12 protein-coding genes are annotated in these 15041 nt (G+C 72.6%); 6 read left to right on the top strand and 6 right to left on the bottom strand.

All coding sequences use genetic code 11. The features are described from left to right. Positions 1-4: 4 nt before the first annotated feature. Positions 5-703 (bottom strand): ThuA domain-containing protein, encoded by a 699-nt coding sequence (locus tag ACFJGV_RS16565; protein ID WP_378145126.1) that lies wholly within the window; start codon positions 701-703, stop codon positions 5-7. Then, positions 700-1722, bottom strand: a complete 1023-nt coding sequence (locus ACFJGV_RS16560; RefSeq protein ID WP_378145124.1) for a hydroxyacid dehydrogenase — start codon at positions 1720-1722, stop codon at positions 700-702. Before ACFJGV_RS16560 ends, ACFJGV_RS16565 begins: the two co-directional genes overlap by 4 nt. Positions 1723-1827: 105 nt before the next feature. Here ACFJGV_RS16560 and ACFJGV_RS16555 point away from each other — a divergent pair, with 105 nt between their 5' ends. The 6 genes from ACFJGV_RS16555 to ACFJGV_RS16530 all read left to right on the top strand — a co-directional run bounded on the left by ACFJGV_RS16555 (position 1828) and on the right by ACFJGV_RS16530 (position 10492). Then, positions 1828-3822: a heparinase II/III family protein gene (locus ACFJGV_RS16555; RefSeq protein WP_378145122.1), complete on the top strand. Its 1995-nt coding sequence runs from the start codon at positions 1828-1830 to the stop codon at positions 3820-3822. Further along, positions 3819-5000 (top strand): substrate-binding domain-containing protein, encoded by a 1182-nt coding sequence (locus ACFJGV_RS16550; protein WP_378145120.1) that lies wholly within the window; start codon positions 3819-3821, stop codon positions 4998-5000. Before ACFJGV_RS16555 ends, ACFJGV_RS16550 begins: the two co-directional genes overlap by 4 nt. Beyond that, entirely contained in the window at positions 4997-6961 is a 1965-nt protein-coding gene (locus ACFJGV_RS16545; protein WP_378145118.1) for a DUF2264 domain-containing protein, read from the top strand. Before ACFJGV_RS16550 ends, ACFJGV_RS16545 begins: the two co-directional genes overlap by 4 nt. Before the next feature lie 70 nt (positions 6962-7031). After that, entirely contained in the window at positions 7032-9041 is a 2010-nt protein-coding gene (locus ACFJGV_RS16540; protein ID WP_378145116.1) for a right-handed parallel beta-helix repeat-containing protein, read from the top strand. A gap of 147 nt (positions 9042-9188) precedes the next feature. Then, positions 9189-9821: an SGNH/GDSL hydrolase family protein gene (locus tag ACFJGV_RS16535; protein WP_378145115.1), complete on the top strand. Its 633-nt coding sequence runs from the start codon at positions 9189-9191 to the stop codon at positions 9819-9821. Continuing rightward, positions 9818-10492: a GntR family transcriptional regulator gene (locus ACFJGV_RS16530; RefSeq protein ID WP_378145114.1), complete on the top strand. Its 675-nt coding sequence runs from the start codon at positions 9818-9820 to the stop codon at positions 10490-10492. Before ACFJGV_RS16535 ends, ACFJGV_RS16530 begins: the two co-directional genes overlap by 4 nt. Here ACFJGV_RS16530 and ACFJGV_RS16525 read toward each other — a convergent pair. The 4 genes from ACFJGV_RS16525 to ACFJGV_RS16510 are packed head-to-tail and all read right to left on the bottom strand — an operon-like array spanning position 10480 to position 15039. Continuing rightward, the gene (locus tag ACFJGV_RS16525) at positions 10480-11373 is read right to left on the bottom strand and encodes an amidohydrolase family protein (protein WP_378145113.1); all 894 of its coding nucleotides are present in this window, start codon (positions 11371-11373) and stop codon (positions 10480-10482) included. The genes ACFJGV_RS16530 and ACFJGV_RS16525 overlap by 13 nt on opposite strands. Continuing rightward, positions 11370-12311 carry an aldo/keto reductase gene (locus ACFJGV_RS16520; RefSeq protein ID WP_378145112.1) on the bottom strand — a complete coding sequence of 314 codons (942 nt, stop codon included), beginning with the start codon at positions 12309-12311 and terminating at the stop codon, positions 11370-11372. Before ACFJGV_RS16520 ends, ACFJGV_RS16525 begins: the two co-directional genes overlap by 4 nt. Continuing rightward, positions 12281-13072: a ribonuclease activity regulator RraA gene (locus tag ACFJGV_RS16515; RefSeq protein WP_378145110.1), complete on the bottom strand. Its 792-nt coding sequence runs from the start codon at positions 13070-13072 to the stop codon at positions 12281-12283. The genes ACFJGV_RS16520 and ACFJGV_RS16515 overlap by 31 nt, the downstream gene beginning before the upstream one ends. Then, positions 13069-15039: a hypothetical protein gene (locus ACFJGV_RS16510; protein ID WP_378145109.1), complete on the bottom strand. Its 1971-nt coding sequence runs from the start codon at positions 15037-15039 to the stop codon at positions 13069-13071. The genes ACFJGV_RS16515 and ACFJGV_RS16510 overlap by 4 nt, the downstream gene beginning before the upstream one ends. Between the last annotated feature and the right edge of the window lie 2 nt (positions 15040-15041).

The following is a 15041-nucleotide window of genomic DNA, read 5'->3' as shown; positions in this document are numbered from 1 at the left end:
GCGGTCATCGGGGACTGTCGAGCAGCCAGCGCACCGCCCGGCTGAGGATCTCGCGGTGCGCCGGGGCGTCGAACGACGCGGCGTCGTGACCCAGCGCGTCGTAGACGATGCGCGCGTCACCGTAGACGCGCGGCCAGACGAGCGGATGCTCGCGGCCGGCGTACCGGTGGGACGCGACGGCGACCACATCGGGGCGAAGCCGCAGGTCGGTGTAGAGCTCGTCGACGACGTCGAAGTCGTCGAGACCCGCCACGATCCCGTGTCGATCGCCGTGCACCAGGACCCGCCCGGTGCCGTACTCGGGGTGGAAGGTCTGCCCCCGCACCCAGACGGCGCCGAGGATCTCCTCCCACTCGGGCACACCCCGGAGCGAGGTCGACGACACGTGCATCGCGAGCAGGGGCCTGCCCCGGTGGAGGTGGGCGAGGAGCCCGGCCCTCCCCCGAGCTTCCGCGGCGGGATCCGTCCGCCCGGCGAGCGCGGGATCGCCGATGTCGAGCACGAGGAGGTCGACGTCGTCCGAGTCGACGAGGGCGGCCATCCGCTCGTCGACCTCACCTGAGACCTCGACGCTCAGCCCCTCGTCGCAGAGCAGCTCGGCGAGCCGACCCGCGGTCACGTCGAAGGGATGCCACGGGTCGGCGTATCGGCCCGCTCCGCAGAGGAGCAGCGCACGGCCGGATCCCTCAGCGGCGGCGATCACGCGCTGAACCTCAGGTCGTCGCGCGTGACCTCGAAACGGAGGGGCTCGCCGGCGATGAGACGGCCGAGCTCCTCGAGGGCGGAGTTGGTCATCCGCTTCGTCTCCGACCCGAGCGACCCGGCAAGGTGCGGGGTCACCATGACGTTCGGGAGACGGTAGAGCACCGACTCGGCGGGCAGCGGCTCGGGATCGGTCACGTCGAGGATCGCCTGGAGGCGCCCCGAGGCGCACTCGCGCTCGAGGGCAGCCGTGTCGATGAGCGCGCCGCGGGCGGTGTTGATCACGGTCGCGTGCGAGCGCAGCGCGGCGAGCTGGGCCGCGCCGATCATGCCCCGCGTGGCGGCCAGTGCCGGCGCGTGGAGCGACAGCACGTCGACCCGCGGGAGCATCTCGCCGAGCGGGACGGGAGTCGCTCCAGCGGCTCGGATGTCGTCCGGATCGACCACGGGGTCTGCTACGAGGCACGTCACCCCCTCCAGCTGCTGCACGAGCTGGACGACACGGCGGCCGATCCGGCTGAAGCCGACCACGCCGATCGTCCGCCCCTCGTTGGAGAGCTCGCCGTATCGGCGGATGGTCCGGCTGTCATCGCGCCGCACCTCCGGGTCGGCGGCGATGAACGGCGCCTTCTTCCCTGCGAACACGATGGCGGCGAAGGTGAACTCGGCGACCGGGGCGGCGTTCGCCTCGGCCGCGGAGGTGACCCGGATGCCGCGCCGCCACAGCTCCTCCGACACCTGGGGCCGGACGCTCCCGGCGCAGTGCAGCATGGCGCGTAGCCGGGGCATCCGATCGAGACGGGCGCCGTCGAGGCAGGGTGCTCCCCACCCGGTGAGGAGCACCTCGACCTCGCCCAGCCGGCGTCGGAGCGCCGGATCGTCGAGGTCGTCGACGACGATCGGGTCCGGCAGGCGCGCGAGCCCTCCCAGGCGCGCCAGCCGAGTCTCGTCGAACTGCTGATCGAAGGCGACCCGCTCCATCACCACGAGGGCCGAGGGCCTCCTGTGGTCGATCGACACCGTCGCCTCCGTGATGCTCGGGTCCGTCCGGGACGGGTTGCCCGGGCTCCGGAGTCAGTCCATACTCGGTTCCGCCCGATCGAAACCATTCGTTCAGAGTCGAACATGAACATCGTCGACCGATCAGCAGAGAGGTTCTCCGTGTCCGCGCCACGGCATCCCGCCCCACCCGGCGACCACCGGGGTCCGCTCGACGCCCTGTGGGGCGAGCGGATGCGCGAGCCCGCCCTCGCGTCGACGTTCTCGGCGGTCGGCATGGAGCGCCTGCGGGAGCGGACCGGGTTGCCGACCTCCACCGCGCGAGGGGTGTGGAAGGGCGTGGATCCCGTCACCCTCGACCGGATGAGCGCGGAGGCGGAGGCCGAACGCACAGAGCCCTGGGCCGACGCGACCGCGACGATGTTCGCCCGCTTCGTGCGCGACGGCGACCGCCGACAGTACGAGCGCGCCGTCGCCGCACGTCAGCAGCGACTCACGCGCGCCGCGCTGCTCGCCGCGGTCACCCGGTCGGAGGGCTGGATCGACGAGGCCGCCGACGGGGTCGTGCTGCTCTGCGAGCAGAGCACCTGGTGCCTCCCGGCGCACGACGAGAGCCACGCCCGTGGTGGCGACCTCGTCCCGGACGTGTCGAAACCCACGCTCGACCTCGGTGCCGGCGAGGTCGCGGCACAGCTCGCCGTGGCCGACAGGCTGCTCGGCGAGGAGTGGGATGTCCGCTGGTCGGGCCTCCGCCACCGCCTCCGGCGCGAGGTCGAGGCGCGGGTGCTCGTGCCGTTCGAGACGCGCGACGACCTCTGGTGGCTCGGCTACTCGCGGGAGGTCAACAACTGGAACCCGTGGATCCTCGGCAACGTGCTGCTCGCGGCGGCGCTCCTCATCGACGACACCGAACGGATGGCACGGCTCACCGCCCGAGCCCTCGAGAGCCTCGACCGCTACGTCACGACCCTCCCCGCCGACGGGGCGATCGACGAGGGCGTGACCTACTGGTGGAACGGCGCGGCGAGGATGCTCGAGGCCCTCGACCTTCTCTCGCGTCTCACCGCGAGCGAGCTGGACGGCGCAGCACTCCCGGTGGTCGCCGAGCTGCTGCGCTTCCCGCTGCGGATGCAGCTGGGCGAGGGATGGTACGTGAACGTCGGCGACGGCCGGGCCCGCAGCCGCGGAGACGAGCCGTGGCAGATCCCGTTCCACTGGGGCCGCCTGCTGGGCGACCGGAGGGTGGTGGACTGGGCTCGAGGCGGGAGGGCGCTCGACGGCCCGGTCGCCCGCGGGGAAGGCGGTCTCCCGCGGCTCGTGCGAGCGGTGGTCGACACCGCCTGGCGAGACGCGACGCCGACAGCTCCCCCGTATCCGCCGCGCGTCTGGCTGCCCTCGGTGCAGGTGCTCGTCGGCCGCGAGCGCGAGGGCGATCCGTCGGGACTGACGCTGGCGATCAAGGGCGGCACGAACGGCGAGAGCCACAACCACAAGGACGTCGGGTCGTTCCTCGTGGCCGCCGGCGGTCGCCCCCTGCTCGTCGACATCGGCAAGCCGACGTACACGGCGCAGACGTTCAGCGCCGGCCGGTACGGCATCCGGGCGATGCAGAGCGGCTGGCACAACGCGCCCGCCCCGCATGGCCTCGAGCAGGGCGAGGGCCGCTCGTTCGGTGCGCACGTCGTCGACGCTCCGCCCGCCGGCGAGCCGGTCGCGGAGTTCGGCGACGAGCCCTCGCTGCCCGTCCGGGTCAGCCTCGACATCGGCGGCGCATACCCGATCGGAGACGGCGAGCGCTGGCGCCGGACGTTCGAGCTCGTGAGCGGTCGCCGGGTCGAGGTGACCGACACCTGGCGGCTCCTCCCCTCCGAAGGTGGTGCTCCCAGCAGCCTGCACCTCGTGGCGGCGGGCGACGTCGAGGTCGTCGGCGACCACGTCGTCCTGCGCTCGGCCGACCGGGCGATCCGCATCCGCGCGGGCGGAGTGATACCGCTCGTCCAGGAGTGGCGGCTCGACGACCCCGAGCTCATCGAGGTGTGGGGAGAGCGCCTCCATCGTCTCCGCTACGAGCTCCGCGAGCTCAGGGGATCGCTCACCACCGTGGTGGAGGTCGTCGGATGACGGCCGGTGAGCCGCTGTACGGCGTGCAACGGCGGGAGCGCATCCTGGCCCAGCTGCGCGAGAAGGGGTCGGTCAGTGTCAGCGTCCTCGCCCGGCAGCTCGGCGTCAGCGAGCTCACGGTGCGCCGCGACGTGAACGCCCTCGCTCAGCAGGGCCTCGTCACCCGCGTGCACGGCGGAGCGACGCTGCGGAGCGTCCTCGACACGACCCGGGCACCGGCGAGCGGACCGACCCCGCGGTACGTCATCGGGATGGTCGTGCCGTCGCTCGACTACTACTGGCCGCAGATCGTGAACGGGGCACGGGCCGAGGCGGCGCGACTCCGCACCACGCTCCTGCTCCGCGCCTCCACCTACGACGCGCGGGATCAGCGGCGCCAGGTGGAGGCCCTCCTGCGGACGCCGGCTCTCGACGGCCTCATCGTCGCACCCGACACGACCGGGGAGGGCGCGCTCGACACGCTCCGCTGGCTCGACGCGCTCCCGGTGCCCGTGGTCCTCGCCGAACGCCGCGTGCCCGCCGCGGCCTCCGCGCTGCGGCTCGACTCGGTCGCCTCCGACCACGAGGTCGGCGCCGCCCTCGCCGTGCGGCACCTGCGCGAGGCCGGCCACACCCGGATCGGGCTCTTCACCCAGCGTGACAACCCGAGTCGCGGCCCCGTGGAGGCGGGCTGGTGGTCGGCTCTCGAGACCCTCGACCTGCCGCGCGATGCGGCCAGGCTCGACGGCATCCGATTCGACGCGCCGGGCCGCGACGAGGCGATGGACGAGGCACTCGAGCTCCTCGAGCGCACGCGGACGTCCGCGGTCATCGTGCTGCCGGACCCGCAGGCCCTGGCACTCGAGCAGCACGCGGTCGACCGGGGCATCCGCGTACCGCGTGACCTCGCGATCGTGGCCTACGACGACGACGTCGCCCGCTTCGGAGACCCGGCCATCACGGCGATCCGCCCGCCCAAGGAGTCGGTGGGCCGCGAAGCCGTCCGTCTGCTGGTGTCGCGCATCGAGGCCGACGACGTGCGCCCCACGCACCGGGTCCGGCTCGGGCCAGAGCTGCACGTGCGGCAGTCGTCGCTGCCCTCGTCGATCGACCCCGCCTCCGTGGGTGCGTCCGACGCGGAGGCGCACGACGCTGCGGAGGCGGACGACGCCATGGAGCCCGGGAACGAGACCGCGTGACGTCGTTCGACCCGGCGCACCTCATCCTCCCGCCCGAGGACCGCGAGATCTCGCCGATCACCGGCTGGGCCAGGGCGCACTGGGCCGCCGTCGCCGACCACCTGCTGCTCTCGCTCCGCCCGTACGCCTCCCCTGCCCACAGCCGCGTTCTGCTCCCCGGGATCACCGGCGGCCAGGGCCGCGACAGCGACGGGCTCGAGGGGTTCGCGCGCTCGTTCCTCCTCTTCGCGTTCCGGATGCGCGGGGACGGCGGCGCCGATCCGCTCGGCTTCACCGAGTGGTACCGCGAGGGTCTGCTCGCCGGCTGCGCGCCGGACGGCCCCGAGCGCTGGCCGTCGCCGAGCGACGTCGGTCAGGCGAAGGTCGAGGCCGCCTCCATCGTCGTGGGACTGCAGCTGACCCGGCCGTGGCTGTGGGACACCCTGTCGGCCGAGGAGCAGCGCTCTGTGGTCGGCTGGCTCGCGGAGGTGCCGCACGGCGAGTACCCCGACAACAACTGGCGGTGGTTCCGCATCACCGTGGAGACCTTCCTCGCCGCGGAGGGAGGACCCCACGACCCCCGCCGCATCGAGGCCGACCTGACGGCGATCGAGTCGTACTACCGGGGAGACGGCTGGTACGCCGACGGTCCGCTCCGGTCGTTCGACCACTACTGCGGGTGGGCGATGCACCTGTATCCGCTGCTCTGGGCGCACTCCCCCGGAGCGGACCTGTTCGGCGCCTCGCGACTCGAACCCGCGTTCCGCGAGAGGCTCGGCCGGTACCTCGACGACGCGATCCACCTCGTCGGCGGAGACGGCCTGCCGCTGCTGCAGGGGCGCAGCCTGATCTACCGGTTCGCCGCCGCGGCACCGCTCTGGATGGGTGCGCTCACCGGATCGGGACGCCTCCGCCCGGGCGTGATCCGACGCGCCGCGTCGGGGATGCTCAGGGCCTTCGTCGAGAGAGGCGCGGTGGACCACCGCGGGCTGCTCTCGGTGGGCCTGTTCGGGGCATGGCCCGCGATGGCGCAGTCGTACTCCGGCTCGTCCTCGCCCTATTGGGCCACGAAGGGATTCCTCGGGCTCGCTCTTCCCGGCGATCACGAGGTGTGGACGGCGCGGGAGGAGCCCCTGCCCGTCGAGGTCGCCGACGTGAGGCGGGTCATCCGCCCGGCGGGGTGGATCGTCAGCGGAACGGCCGCGGACGGCATCGTCCGCGTGGTGAACCACGGGACCGACCATGGATCCGCCGGGCTCGTCACCGCCGACGCACCGCTCTACACGCGGATGGCCTACTCGACGGCGACGCTGCCGCCGCTCGTCGGAGCGACGGTCTCGTCGCCGGTCGACAACTCCGTCGGCGCGGTCGACCCCCACGGGCGCCTCACCCACCGCTCCGGCTTCACACGGGAGGAGGTGGGCGACGACGGCCTCGCCGCGTTCGCCGGGTCCACCGCGCGGACCCACTGGGTCGCGGTCGACGAGAGCGGCCGAGACCTGGGCTCCGGCCGCGAGGGCGCCGTCACCGAGGGACCGACCCTCCGGACGATGTCGCTCGTCCGTGGCCCCTGGGAGGTGCGGGTGGTGCGCCGACTGCACGGCGAAGATCCGGGCCGGTCCGTCCGGCTGCGGGTGAGCGGCTGGCCGCTCACCGACACCCGCGCCGCGCCGGCCCTCAACGACTCCGCCCGCGTGACCGTGCGATCGGGTGACGCCGTCTCCGAACTCCTGGTGCTGCGGGGCGAGGCCCGGACGGGCGTCCACGCGGAGTCGGGCACGTCTCCCCTGGGCGCGGTGAGCAGCATCCCCTGGGCGGAGTTCGACCGCGTCGAGGTCGACGAGGTGGTGGTGATCGCCGTCCGACTCGGACGAGCGGATCCGCCGGCTCCACCGCGGGTCACCCTGCAGGCACCGGAGGAAGGGACGGTCGTCGGGGTCGTCGAGTGGCCGGGCGTCGGCGAGAGCCGCATCCGGGTCTGACACCCTGCCCCCTCTTGACGGGATAGGTGCGCACTCCTAGGTTATCGATAATCAACGATCGATTGGAGCAATGATGCCCATCCTGTCGCACTCCCCCCGCTCTCGACGGGTCCTCGGACTCGCCGGGACCGTGATCGCCTCCGCGGCTCTCGTCGCCGCGACCGCGGTCCCCGCCGGCGCCGTGTCGCCACCGGGTGCCCGCCTCACCTCCGGCACCACGTACCACGTCGCGGCGGACGCGCCGCCGAACGGCGACGGACTCTCGGAGGCGTCGGCGTTCTCGACGATCCAGGCCTGCGCCGACGTAGCCGGGCCGGGCGACACCTGCCTCATCGACACCGGCCGGTACGCGGAGACGGTGACCCCGGCCCACTCGGGCACGGCGGCCGCGCCGGTCACGTTCGCCGCCGCCTCCGACGCCGACGTCGTCCTCAGCGGCACCGAGGGGGTCAGCGGCTTCACCCCGGTCGACCAGGCGCAGCTGGCCGCCGTGGTCGCGGCCGACCCCTTCGCCGCGAACTCCCTGTTCAGCCAGGCGGTGGCCGACGGCAAGGCGTACAGCGTCGCCGTCGACCTCGGCGACGCGGGCGGCGAAGCGCAGATCTTCACCGACGGGGTCATGGACGTCGAGGCGTCGTTCCCGTTCCCTGGAACCGATCTGCTCGATCCCGTCATCGAGCGAGCGGATGCGGGGACCGCCGATGCGACGATCGTCGACTCCACGCTGACGCGGCCGGCGGGCTACTGGGACGGCGCTCGCGCCCTGACGTCGTACTGGTACGTCACCGCGACGGGCAGCGTGGCATCCTCGGCCCCCGGGTCGGTGACCCTGACGACCGCGCCGCCGTGCGTGCACAAGGTCGTGCCGACCGAGACGTGGTTCCGTCTGTCGGGGAAGATCGGCGAGCTCGGCCACCCCGGCTCCTACTTCTACGACGCCGACGCGAAGCGGCTGTACGTCTACAGCGACGACGACCCGGCCGGGCACACGATCGAGGCCAAGGTGCGCGACCTCGCCTTCGACCTGTCGTCGGCCAGCCACGTGCGGGTGGAGGGCATCGGGCTCTTCGGGTCGACGATCCGCACCGGCGACACCAGCACCGGGGTCGTCCTCGACGGGATCGAGGGGAAGTACCTCAGCCACTACTGGGATGTGACCCAGGGCGCCACCGACTGCGGCGCCAACGTCACGCGCGGCGTGACGACGAGCGGGATCATCATCAAGGGCACGGGCAACACGGTGCAGAACAGCCACCTGCAGTTCAGCGCCGGGAACGGGATCTCGCTCGGCGGCTACGGCAACACCGCGATCGACAACGTGATCACCGACGTCGACTACGCCGGCACCTACGCCGCCGCGGTGGCCGTGCAGGGGCACAGCCAGACGGTGACGCACAACACCATGGCGGGGATGGGACGCAGCGGCATCAACCTGCAGTGGAACGGCGTGGCCGGCACGACGGCGGGACCGGACCGGATCGCGTACAACGACATCTCGGGGCACGCGACGCTCAGCGTCGACACCGCGGCGATCTACTCCTGCTGCTCGGCGTTCATGGAGGGCACCCGCGTCGACCACAACGTCCTCCACGACCCCTCGCCGCGCCCCGGCGGCGTGTACCCGTTCGGCATCTCGGGCATCTACGCCGACAACGGCATGAGCGACATGCAGATCGACAACAACGTCGGGTGGGGCAACCACGAGGGCACGGTCGAGCTGAACGGGCTCGGCACGGGCTCGCACGACAACCTGGTCTACAACAACACGGGCGGCATGACGCTCTTCTACGTGAAGGAACCCGGCCAGTCGACGGGAACCAAGATCTACAACAACATCGGACCGATCACCGGCCTCGCGGGAGCGACCGACGGCGGACTCGTGCTGTCGAACAACCTCGTGGATGTGGATCCGCAGTTCGTCGACGCCGCCGCGCACGACTACAGGCTGCAGGCCTCCTCACCCGCGCGGAACGCGGCGATCCCGCTGCCGGGGGTGAACGACGGCTCGACGGATGCCACGCCCAGCCTCGGGGCGTTCCAGTACGGCGCACCGGCGTGGACAGCGGGCGCTCGCCCCTGAGGCAGACGCGAGGGGCGGGAGCGGAGCGCAGCCTCGGCTCCCGCCCCTCGCGGCCGACGACGCCGATCCAGCGATTATCGATTATGCTGGTGCGATCCCGATGCGGGTGAAGACGACCCCGATGTGGGCGCACGACGAAGGAGACCGATGACGTACCGCCTGGTCTTCGCGGGCGACTCGATCACCGACGCGGGTCGCGACCGCAGCGACGACCTCTCGCTCGGCGACGGGTATGTGTCGCTCGTGGCCGAGGAGCTCCGTCACCGCGACCACGGCGCGGTCGTGATCAACAGGGGGATCGCGGGCAACCGCGCGGTCGACCTCGAACGCCGATGGGCGGACGACGTGCTCGCCGAGAGCGCCGACGTCGTCACCCTCTACGTCGGCGTGAACGACACCTGGCGCCGCTTCGACGACGACGACCCCACGAGCGCCGACGACTTCGCGACCACCTGCCGGCGGATGCTCGACACGCTGGCGTCAGGCCCCGGGAGTTCCCCCCTCGTGCTCCTCGTCGAGCCCTACCTCGTGATCGCCCGTGCCGAGCAGCGCGACTGGCTGGCCGACCTCGACCCCAAACGGGCGGCGATCGCACGCCTCGCCGACGAGTCGGGCGCGATGTTCATCTCGCTCCACGAGACGATGACCGCGGCGGCCGCCGAGCACGGCGCGGCGGCCATCGCTCCCGACGGCGTGCACCCGACGCCCGCGGGGTCGCGCATCATCGCGGATGCGTGGCTGGCCGCCTTCGACGCCGCTCCTGGGAGGGCACGCGCATGACCGATCCGTTCACCTCGCTGGCAGGGCTCAAGCGCGGCCTCCTGTCGGACCAGATCTACGAGCTGATGAAGTCGATGATCAAGGACGGCACGCTGCCTCCGGGTGAGCAACTGGTCGAGTCGCAGCTGGCGAAGCGGATGCAGGTGAGTCAGGCGCCCGTGCGTGAGGCGCTCAAGCAGCTGTCGCACGAGGGCCTGGTCTCGCACGTGCGGCACCTCGGAAACTTCGTGGCGAGCTACTCGGAGGAGGAGTTCGCGCAGGCCAAGGCCGCCAGAGCGGAGCTCGAGGCGATCGCCGGGCGTCTGGCGTGCGGCAACCTCTCCGCCGAGGCCCGCGCGAGGCTGTCGGACCTCATCGAGCAGATGCACGGCGCCGCCGAGGCCGGCGATCTCGACGCGTTCCGTGAGCTCGACTTCACCTTCCACCGCAGCGTCGTCGAGGCCGGCGGCAACAGCTACCTGCCCAGGATGTGGGACATCCTCGAGCCGAGCCTGCGGTCGATGCACGTGCTCGGCGACCCCAGCTTCGCCGGCGACTGGCACGAGGTCGCGGAGTGGCACAGGAGCCTGCTCGACCGCCTCGACGGCGACGACGCGCAGGCGGCGTCCGATCTCTTCCGCGCCCACGCCTCCGGCACCCTGCTGGAGGGCGACGAGGATCAGAGCCGGTAGAGCTCGCGCGCGGTCCCGCCCCAGAGCGCGGCCGTATCCACGTCGTCCAGCGCGGGGAGGGCGCGCGCGAGACGGTCGACGATCCGGTCGTAGGGCGCCACGCGGGCCGACATCGGCCAATCGCTGCCGAACAGCAGGCGATGACCGCCGAAGGCGTCGACCGCCACGGCCAGACAGTGCCGCAGTCGCGCGTGCGCGGCGTCCGGCCCGTCATCGCCCGTCCGCCCCGTCGGACGTACGACCAGGCCCGACACCTTGCCGTGGACGTTCGATCGGGCGGCGACGAGCCGGAGACTCTCCGCCCACGCCGCATCCGGATCCGCCGCCCCGAGCCCGAGGTGGCAGACGACGTACGAGGTTCCGGGATGGCGTGCCGCGAGCGCCGCGACCGCCGGCAGTTGCTCGGGGCGGACGAGGAACTCGACGACGTCACCCTCGGCGGCGCTGCGTTCGCTCAGCTCGTCGAGCCCCGGCACATCCGTGAGGTCGGCGCGACGAGACGGCACGGCGACGCGCGCTCCCCGCAGCAGACCGCTGGCGCGAGAAGCGAGACGCGCATCGGCCGGACTGCTCGCCTCGGCAGGGTCGTACTGGCGGACCACGCCGGCGAGCAGCGGATGCCGGAGTGCCGTCAACCAGGCGAGCTCCCCCGCGGTGTCCCCCGCCTGCACGGCGATCGCCGACCGGACGCTCCCCACGGGCGTCTCCGCGTGGGTCGCGGCGGCCTCGAGTTGGCCCGGGGCGACGACGGAGGGCAGCCCGAGTCCCTGGCGGAACCACGAGAGGTGCATGCGCTCCAGGTCCCAGAGGTGCACGTGGGCGTCGACCGCGCCCGACGGCGACGCGACCGGGCGCCCTTCCTCACGGGTGAGCGGGCTCACAGATGCTCGAGGATGGCCCACAGCTCCTCCGGGAGGGGGTCGGTCGCCGTGTCGGGGAAGGCCGCCACCTCGGCGGGCGTCCGGGCCCCGATCACCACCGCCTCGACCGCGGGCAGCCGGAGCGGGTATCGAGCAGCCGCCTCACTGAGCATCACGCCGTAGTCGGTGCAGGCGTCGCGCATCCGCAGCGCCCGCTCTCGCAGCTCGGGACTCGCCTCACGGTAGTCGAAGAACGGGCTGCGCTCGGGATCGGCCAGGATCCCGGAGTTGTAGACCCCCGCCGCGATGACCCCCACGCCCCGCTCGAGCGCCGCGGGGAGCAGTTTGTCCTCGGCGGTGCGGTCGAGCAGGGTGGTGCGGCCGGCGATCATCACCACGTCGAGATCGGCCTCGCGCACGAGCCGGGTGAGCGGCTCGGCCCACACCATCCCGGCGCCGATCGCGCGGACCACCCCCTCCTCGCGCAGCCGCACGAGCGCGGGAACGGCACCGCGGAGCGCTTCGTCGATGTCGACAGGGTCGTGCAGGTGCAGCAGGTCGATGCGGTCGGTGCCCAGCCGGATGAGGCTGCCCTCCACGCTCCGCAGCACGCCGTCGGCGCTCAGATCGCCCTCGGTGCCCATCCCGGTCGAGCCGATCGGGACGGGCTCGCCGTCGCGGTCGACGATCACGCGCCCCACCTTGGTCGCGATCGACACCGAGTCGCGGTCGACGCCGCGCAGCGCGCTCCCGAGCCGGCGCTCGCTGACCCCGGCCCCGTAGTGCGGGGCGGTGTCGAAGAACCGGATGCCGCGGTCGAGCGCCGCGACGACGGTCCCCTCGGCCGCTCCCTCCTCCACCTCGCGGTAGAGGTTGCCGATGGGTGCACAACCGAGGCCGACGCTCGCCGACGCCCCGGGGACCGCGCTCAGAGGGCGAACGCCTGCGCGGAACGCCACGCCTCGAACTCCTCTCGGGTGTCCGGGGTGAGCGGGTAGTAGTCGCCCAGCCGGGCGCCCTCATCGAGGCGCCGACGGCTGAACGTCTCCCACTCCTCGTGGTCGCGGGCCGCGTCGATCACGTCGTTCGACATGGCCTGAGGCACGATCACCGGACCGTCGTCGTCGGCGATCACGACGTCGCCGGGCATGCACAGGGCACCGCCCACGGCGACCGGCACGTCGTAGGCCCACGGGAAGAGCTCGGTCTGCGACGCGTAGTGCGGCGTGGTCCCGGTCGACCAGACCGGAAGCCCGAGCTGACGGATGCGGGCGGCATCGCGGATGCGGCCGTCGACCACGATCCCCGCCCCGCCCTTGCGCAGGAAGTAGCGCGCCAGGATGTCGCCGATGCAGCCCGAGAAGCGGCTGCCGTACGCCTGGATGACGAGGACGTCGCCGGGCTGCACCTGCTCGAGCACCGCCCACAGCGCAGTGTGCCGCTCCACGTACTCCTGCCCGAGGCCCGAGGCGAGGTCCTCGCGCTGAGGCATGAACTGCAGCGTGATCGCCGAGCCGACCACCCGCTGGCCGGGGTTCAGCGGCACCGGGCCGTCGACCCACGACCGGGTGATGCCCATCCCGTGCAGCTTGGCACACGCCGTGGCGGACGTGATCGTGTCGAATCCCGCGAGGGTGTCCGCATCCGGCCGTCGGTAGGCGCCTCCGCGGACGGGGAGGGCGAAGTCGGGGTGCGGGAGCGCACCCGTGGTGTCAGTCATGCTCGTTCCTTCATGTTCTCGACGGGGTCGATCGGATCGTTCTGGTCGGCCGGCGTGACCGTCCCGCGGTGACGCGGGCGCGACGACGAGGGGGCGACGAGGAGCTCGACGCGTGCTCGGTGGGCCGGCCGGAGGTCGACCTCCACGCCGTCCGAGTCGACGGCGGCGCTCTCGGTCTCGCGTGCGGCTCTCGTGGCCGCGTAGGCGGTGCTCGCACCCGGGTAGACGACCCCGGGCTCGGTCTCGAACCGCACGCCGACGAGCGCATCCCCGCGCGTACGAGAGGGGCGCACCACGACGCGTCGGGCGTGCAGCGGCGACGTGTTCACCAGCTCCACGACGACGCGGTCGCGCTCCACCGAGGTGACGAGCCCGGCGACGTCAGGTGGCAACCCGGGGCGTCCGCGGTCCGCATCCTCGTAGTCGACGGCCGCGAACGGCAGCCCGCCGTTGTACAGCACCTGGGGTGCACCGGACACGAGCTGGGTCAGGATCTCCGTCACGACCGGGTTCACCCTCTGCCAGAAGTGCAGGTGCACCGTCGCGGGGTCACTGTCGTCGGCCAGGATGAGGGCGACCCTCCGGGCCACCTGACCGAGCGCCATCTCCAGGGCGCGCTCGGGGTAGTCCGGCAGGCGTCCGTCGAGGAAGTCGAGCCACGGCGCCTCGTGCCCCGCCTCCGCCTTGTCTCGGAAGGCCTTCACCGGCTCGGTCGTCGGGGGCAGTCCGTCGCGCACCCGCTGCAGGCGTGCGCGGTCGGCGTCGCTCCGCGACCACCACCACAGCCACGTCGGCAGTTCGAGCGGCATCGGCGCGAAGTCGAACCACCCGGCGGTCCCGAAGCGGTGCGGCACGAGAAGCGACGGCTGCGCAGCATCGGCCCCCAGCCGGGCCAGCCATCCGCCCTTCAGGCTGTAGGGGGTCTCGGCGACCGGCGCGACGACCGCCTGGCCGAGCACCTCGTCGAGGACGCGACGCCCCAGGTCGAGGTACCGGTCGTCGCCCGTGACGAGGGCGGCGTTGAGCCCGGAGACGATCGTCGCCATCCCCACCGAGGGCAGGCCGTGGGGCCAGGTCCAACCGTAGTGTCCGCCGTACCAGCGACCGCCGTGGAGCCCACCGACCGTGCCGTCGGGGGCGACGCTGTCGGGCACCAGTCCCCCGTTCGCCCGGGCGCGCTCCATCCAGGCCGAGACGTACTCGGTGATCCAGCCCGCCGCGGCGGGGTCGCCGTCGTAGAGCCAGCGGTTGGTGACCAGGCTGGTCGCGGCGAGGTTCACCACGACGTCTCCCTCGGCCGCGCTCTGCATGGCCTCCGCCATGGCGAGGGCGTTCGCCGGCTCGAGCACGTCGGCCCACGTCGCGATGCCCGGCACACCCTCGAGCGGCAGGCCGTACCGCTCCATCTCGACGGGCGCGGCGGGGTAGGGCTCGATCGTGTCGTTGAGGCCCGGACGGGGCCCCAGCGCGCCGTTGTGCGGAGCGCGGATGATGCGATGCACCGGGTCCCAGTTCCCCCGTGCGGGATCGGTGTACAGCTCCGCGAAGCGCCGAGCGCGATGGGCGAAGGCCTCATCCGCCGGATCCGCCGCGCAGAGCCCGTAGAAGAACAGCAGCGACTCGCCCTGGTGGAACCAGTCGTATCCGTTCTCGTACTCGTCCGTGAGCATCCCGGCCGCTTCGAGCTGGGCGGTCACGCCCTCCCAGTGCCGCTTGGCCGCGGCGAGCACGTCGTCGCTGCCGCCGAGCAGGTAGAACGCCGGCCAGTTGAAGAACGGCTCGTAGAGGTCGTCGACGCCGTCGCGGTCGGTGAAGGCGGCGGGGAAGAGGATGCCCCCGTCGTCGCGGGTGTACCTCCGCGAGAAGAGCCGCCAGGCCTCCTCGATGTCGGCGAACAGCCTGCGCTGCAGCACCGCCCACGCGGGCACGGTGTCGAGCGGGAGCCCCGGGATCGTGACGCGTGCCATGG

This window comes from Cnuibacter sp. UC19_7 (assembly GCF_042699995.1).
Taxonomy (GTDB): Bacteria; Actinomycetota; Actinomycetes; order Actinomycetales; family Microbacteriaceae; genus Cnuibacter.
The sequence above is the reverse complement of the archived record's forward strand: the minus strand, read 5'-3'. Positions and strand labels throughout refer to the sequence as shown.

Bases quoted from the DNA above. Each gene is read 5' to 3' on its own strand.
- ACFJGV_RS16535 (WP_378145115.1), top strand. From the start codon at position 9,189: ATGACGTACCGCCTGGTCTTCGCGGGCGACTCGATCACCGACGCGGGT.
- ACFJGV_RS16515 (WP_378145110.1), bottom strand. From the start codon at position 13,072: ATGACTGACACCACGGGTGCGCTCCCGCACCCCGACTTCGCCCTCCCC.
- ACFJGV_RS16540 (WP_378145116.1), top strand. From the start codon at position 7,032: ATGATGCCCATCCTGTCGCACTCCCCCCGCTCTCGACGGGTCCTCGGA.
- ACFJGV_RS16510 (WP_378145109.1), bottom strand. From the start codon at position 15,039: ATGGCACGCGTCACGATCCCGGGGCTCCCGCTCGACACCGTGCCCGCG.
- ACFJGV_RS16530 (WP_378145114.1), top strand. From the start codon at position 9,818: ATGACCGATCCGTTCACCTCGCTGGCAGGGCTCAAGCGCGGCCTCCTG.
- ACFJGV_RS16550 (WP_378145120.1), top strand. From the start codon at position 3,819: ATGACGGCCGGTGAGCCGCTGTACGGCGTGCAACGGCGGGAGCGCATC.
- ACFJGV_RS16555 (WP_378145122.1), top strand. From the start codon at position 1,828: ATGAACATCGTCGACCGATCAGCAGAGAGGTTCTCCGTGTCCGCGCCA.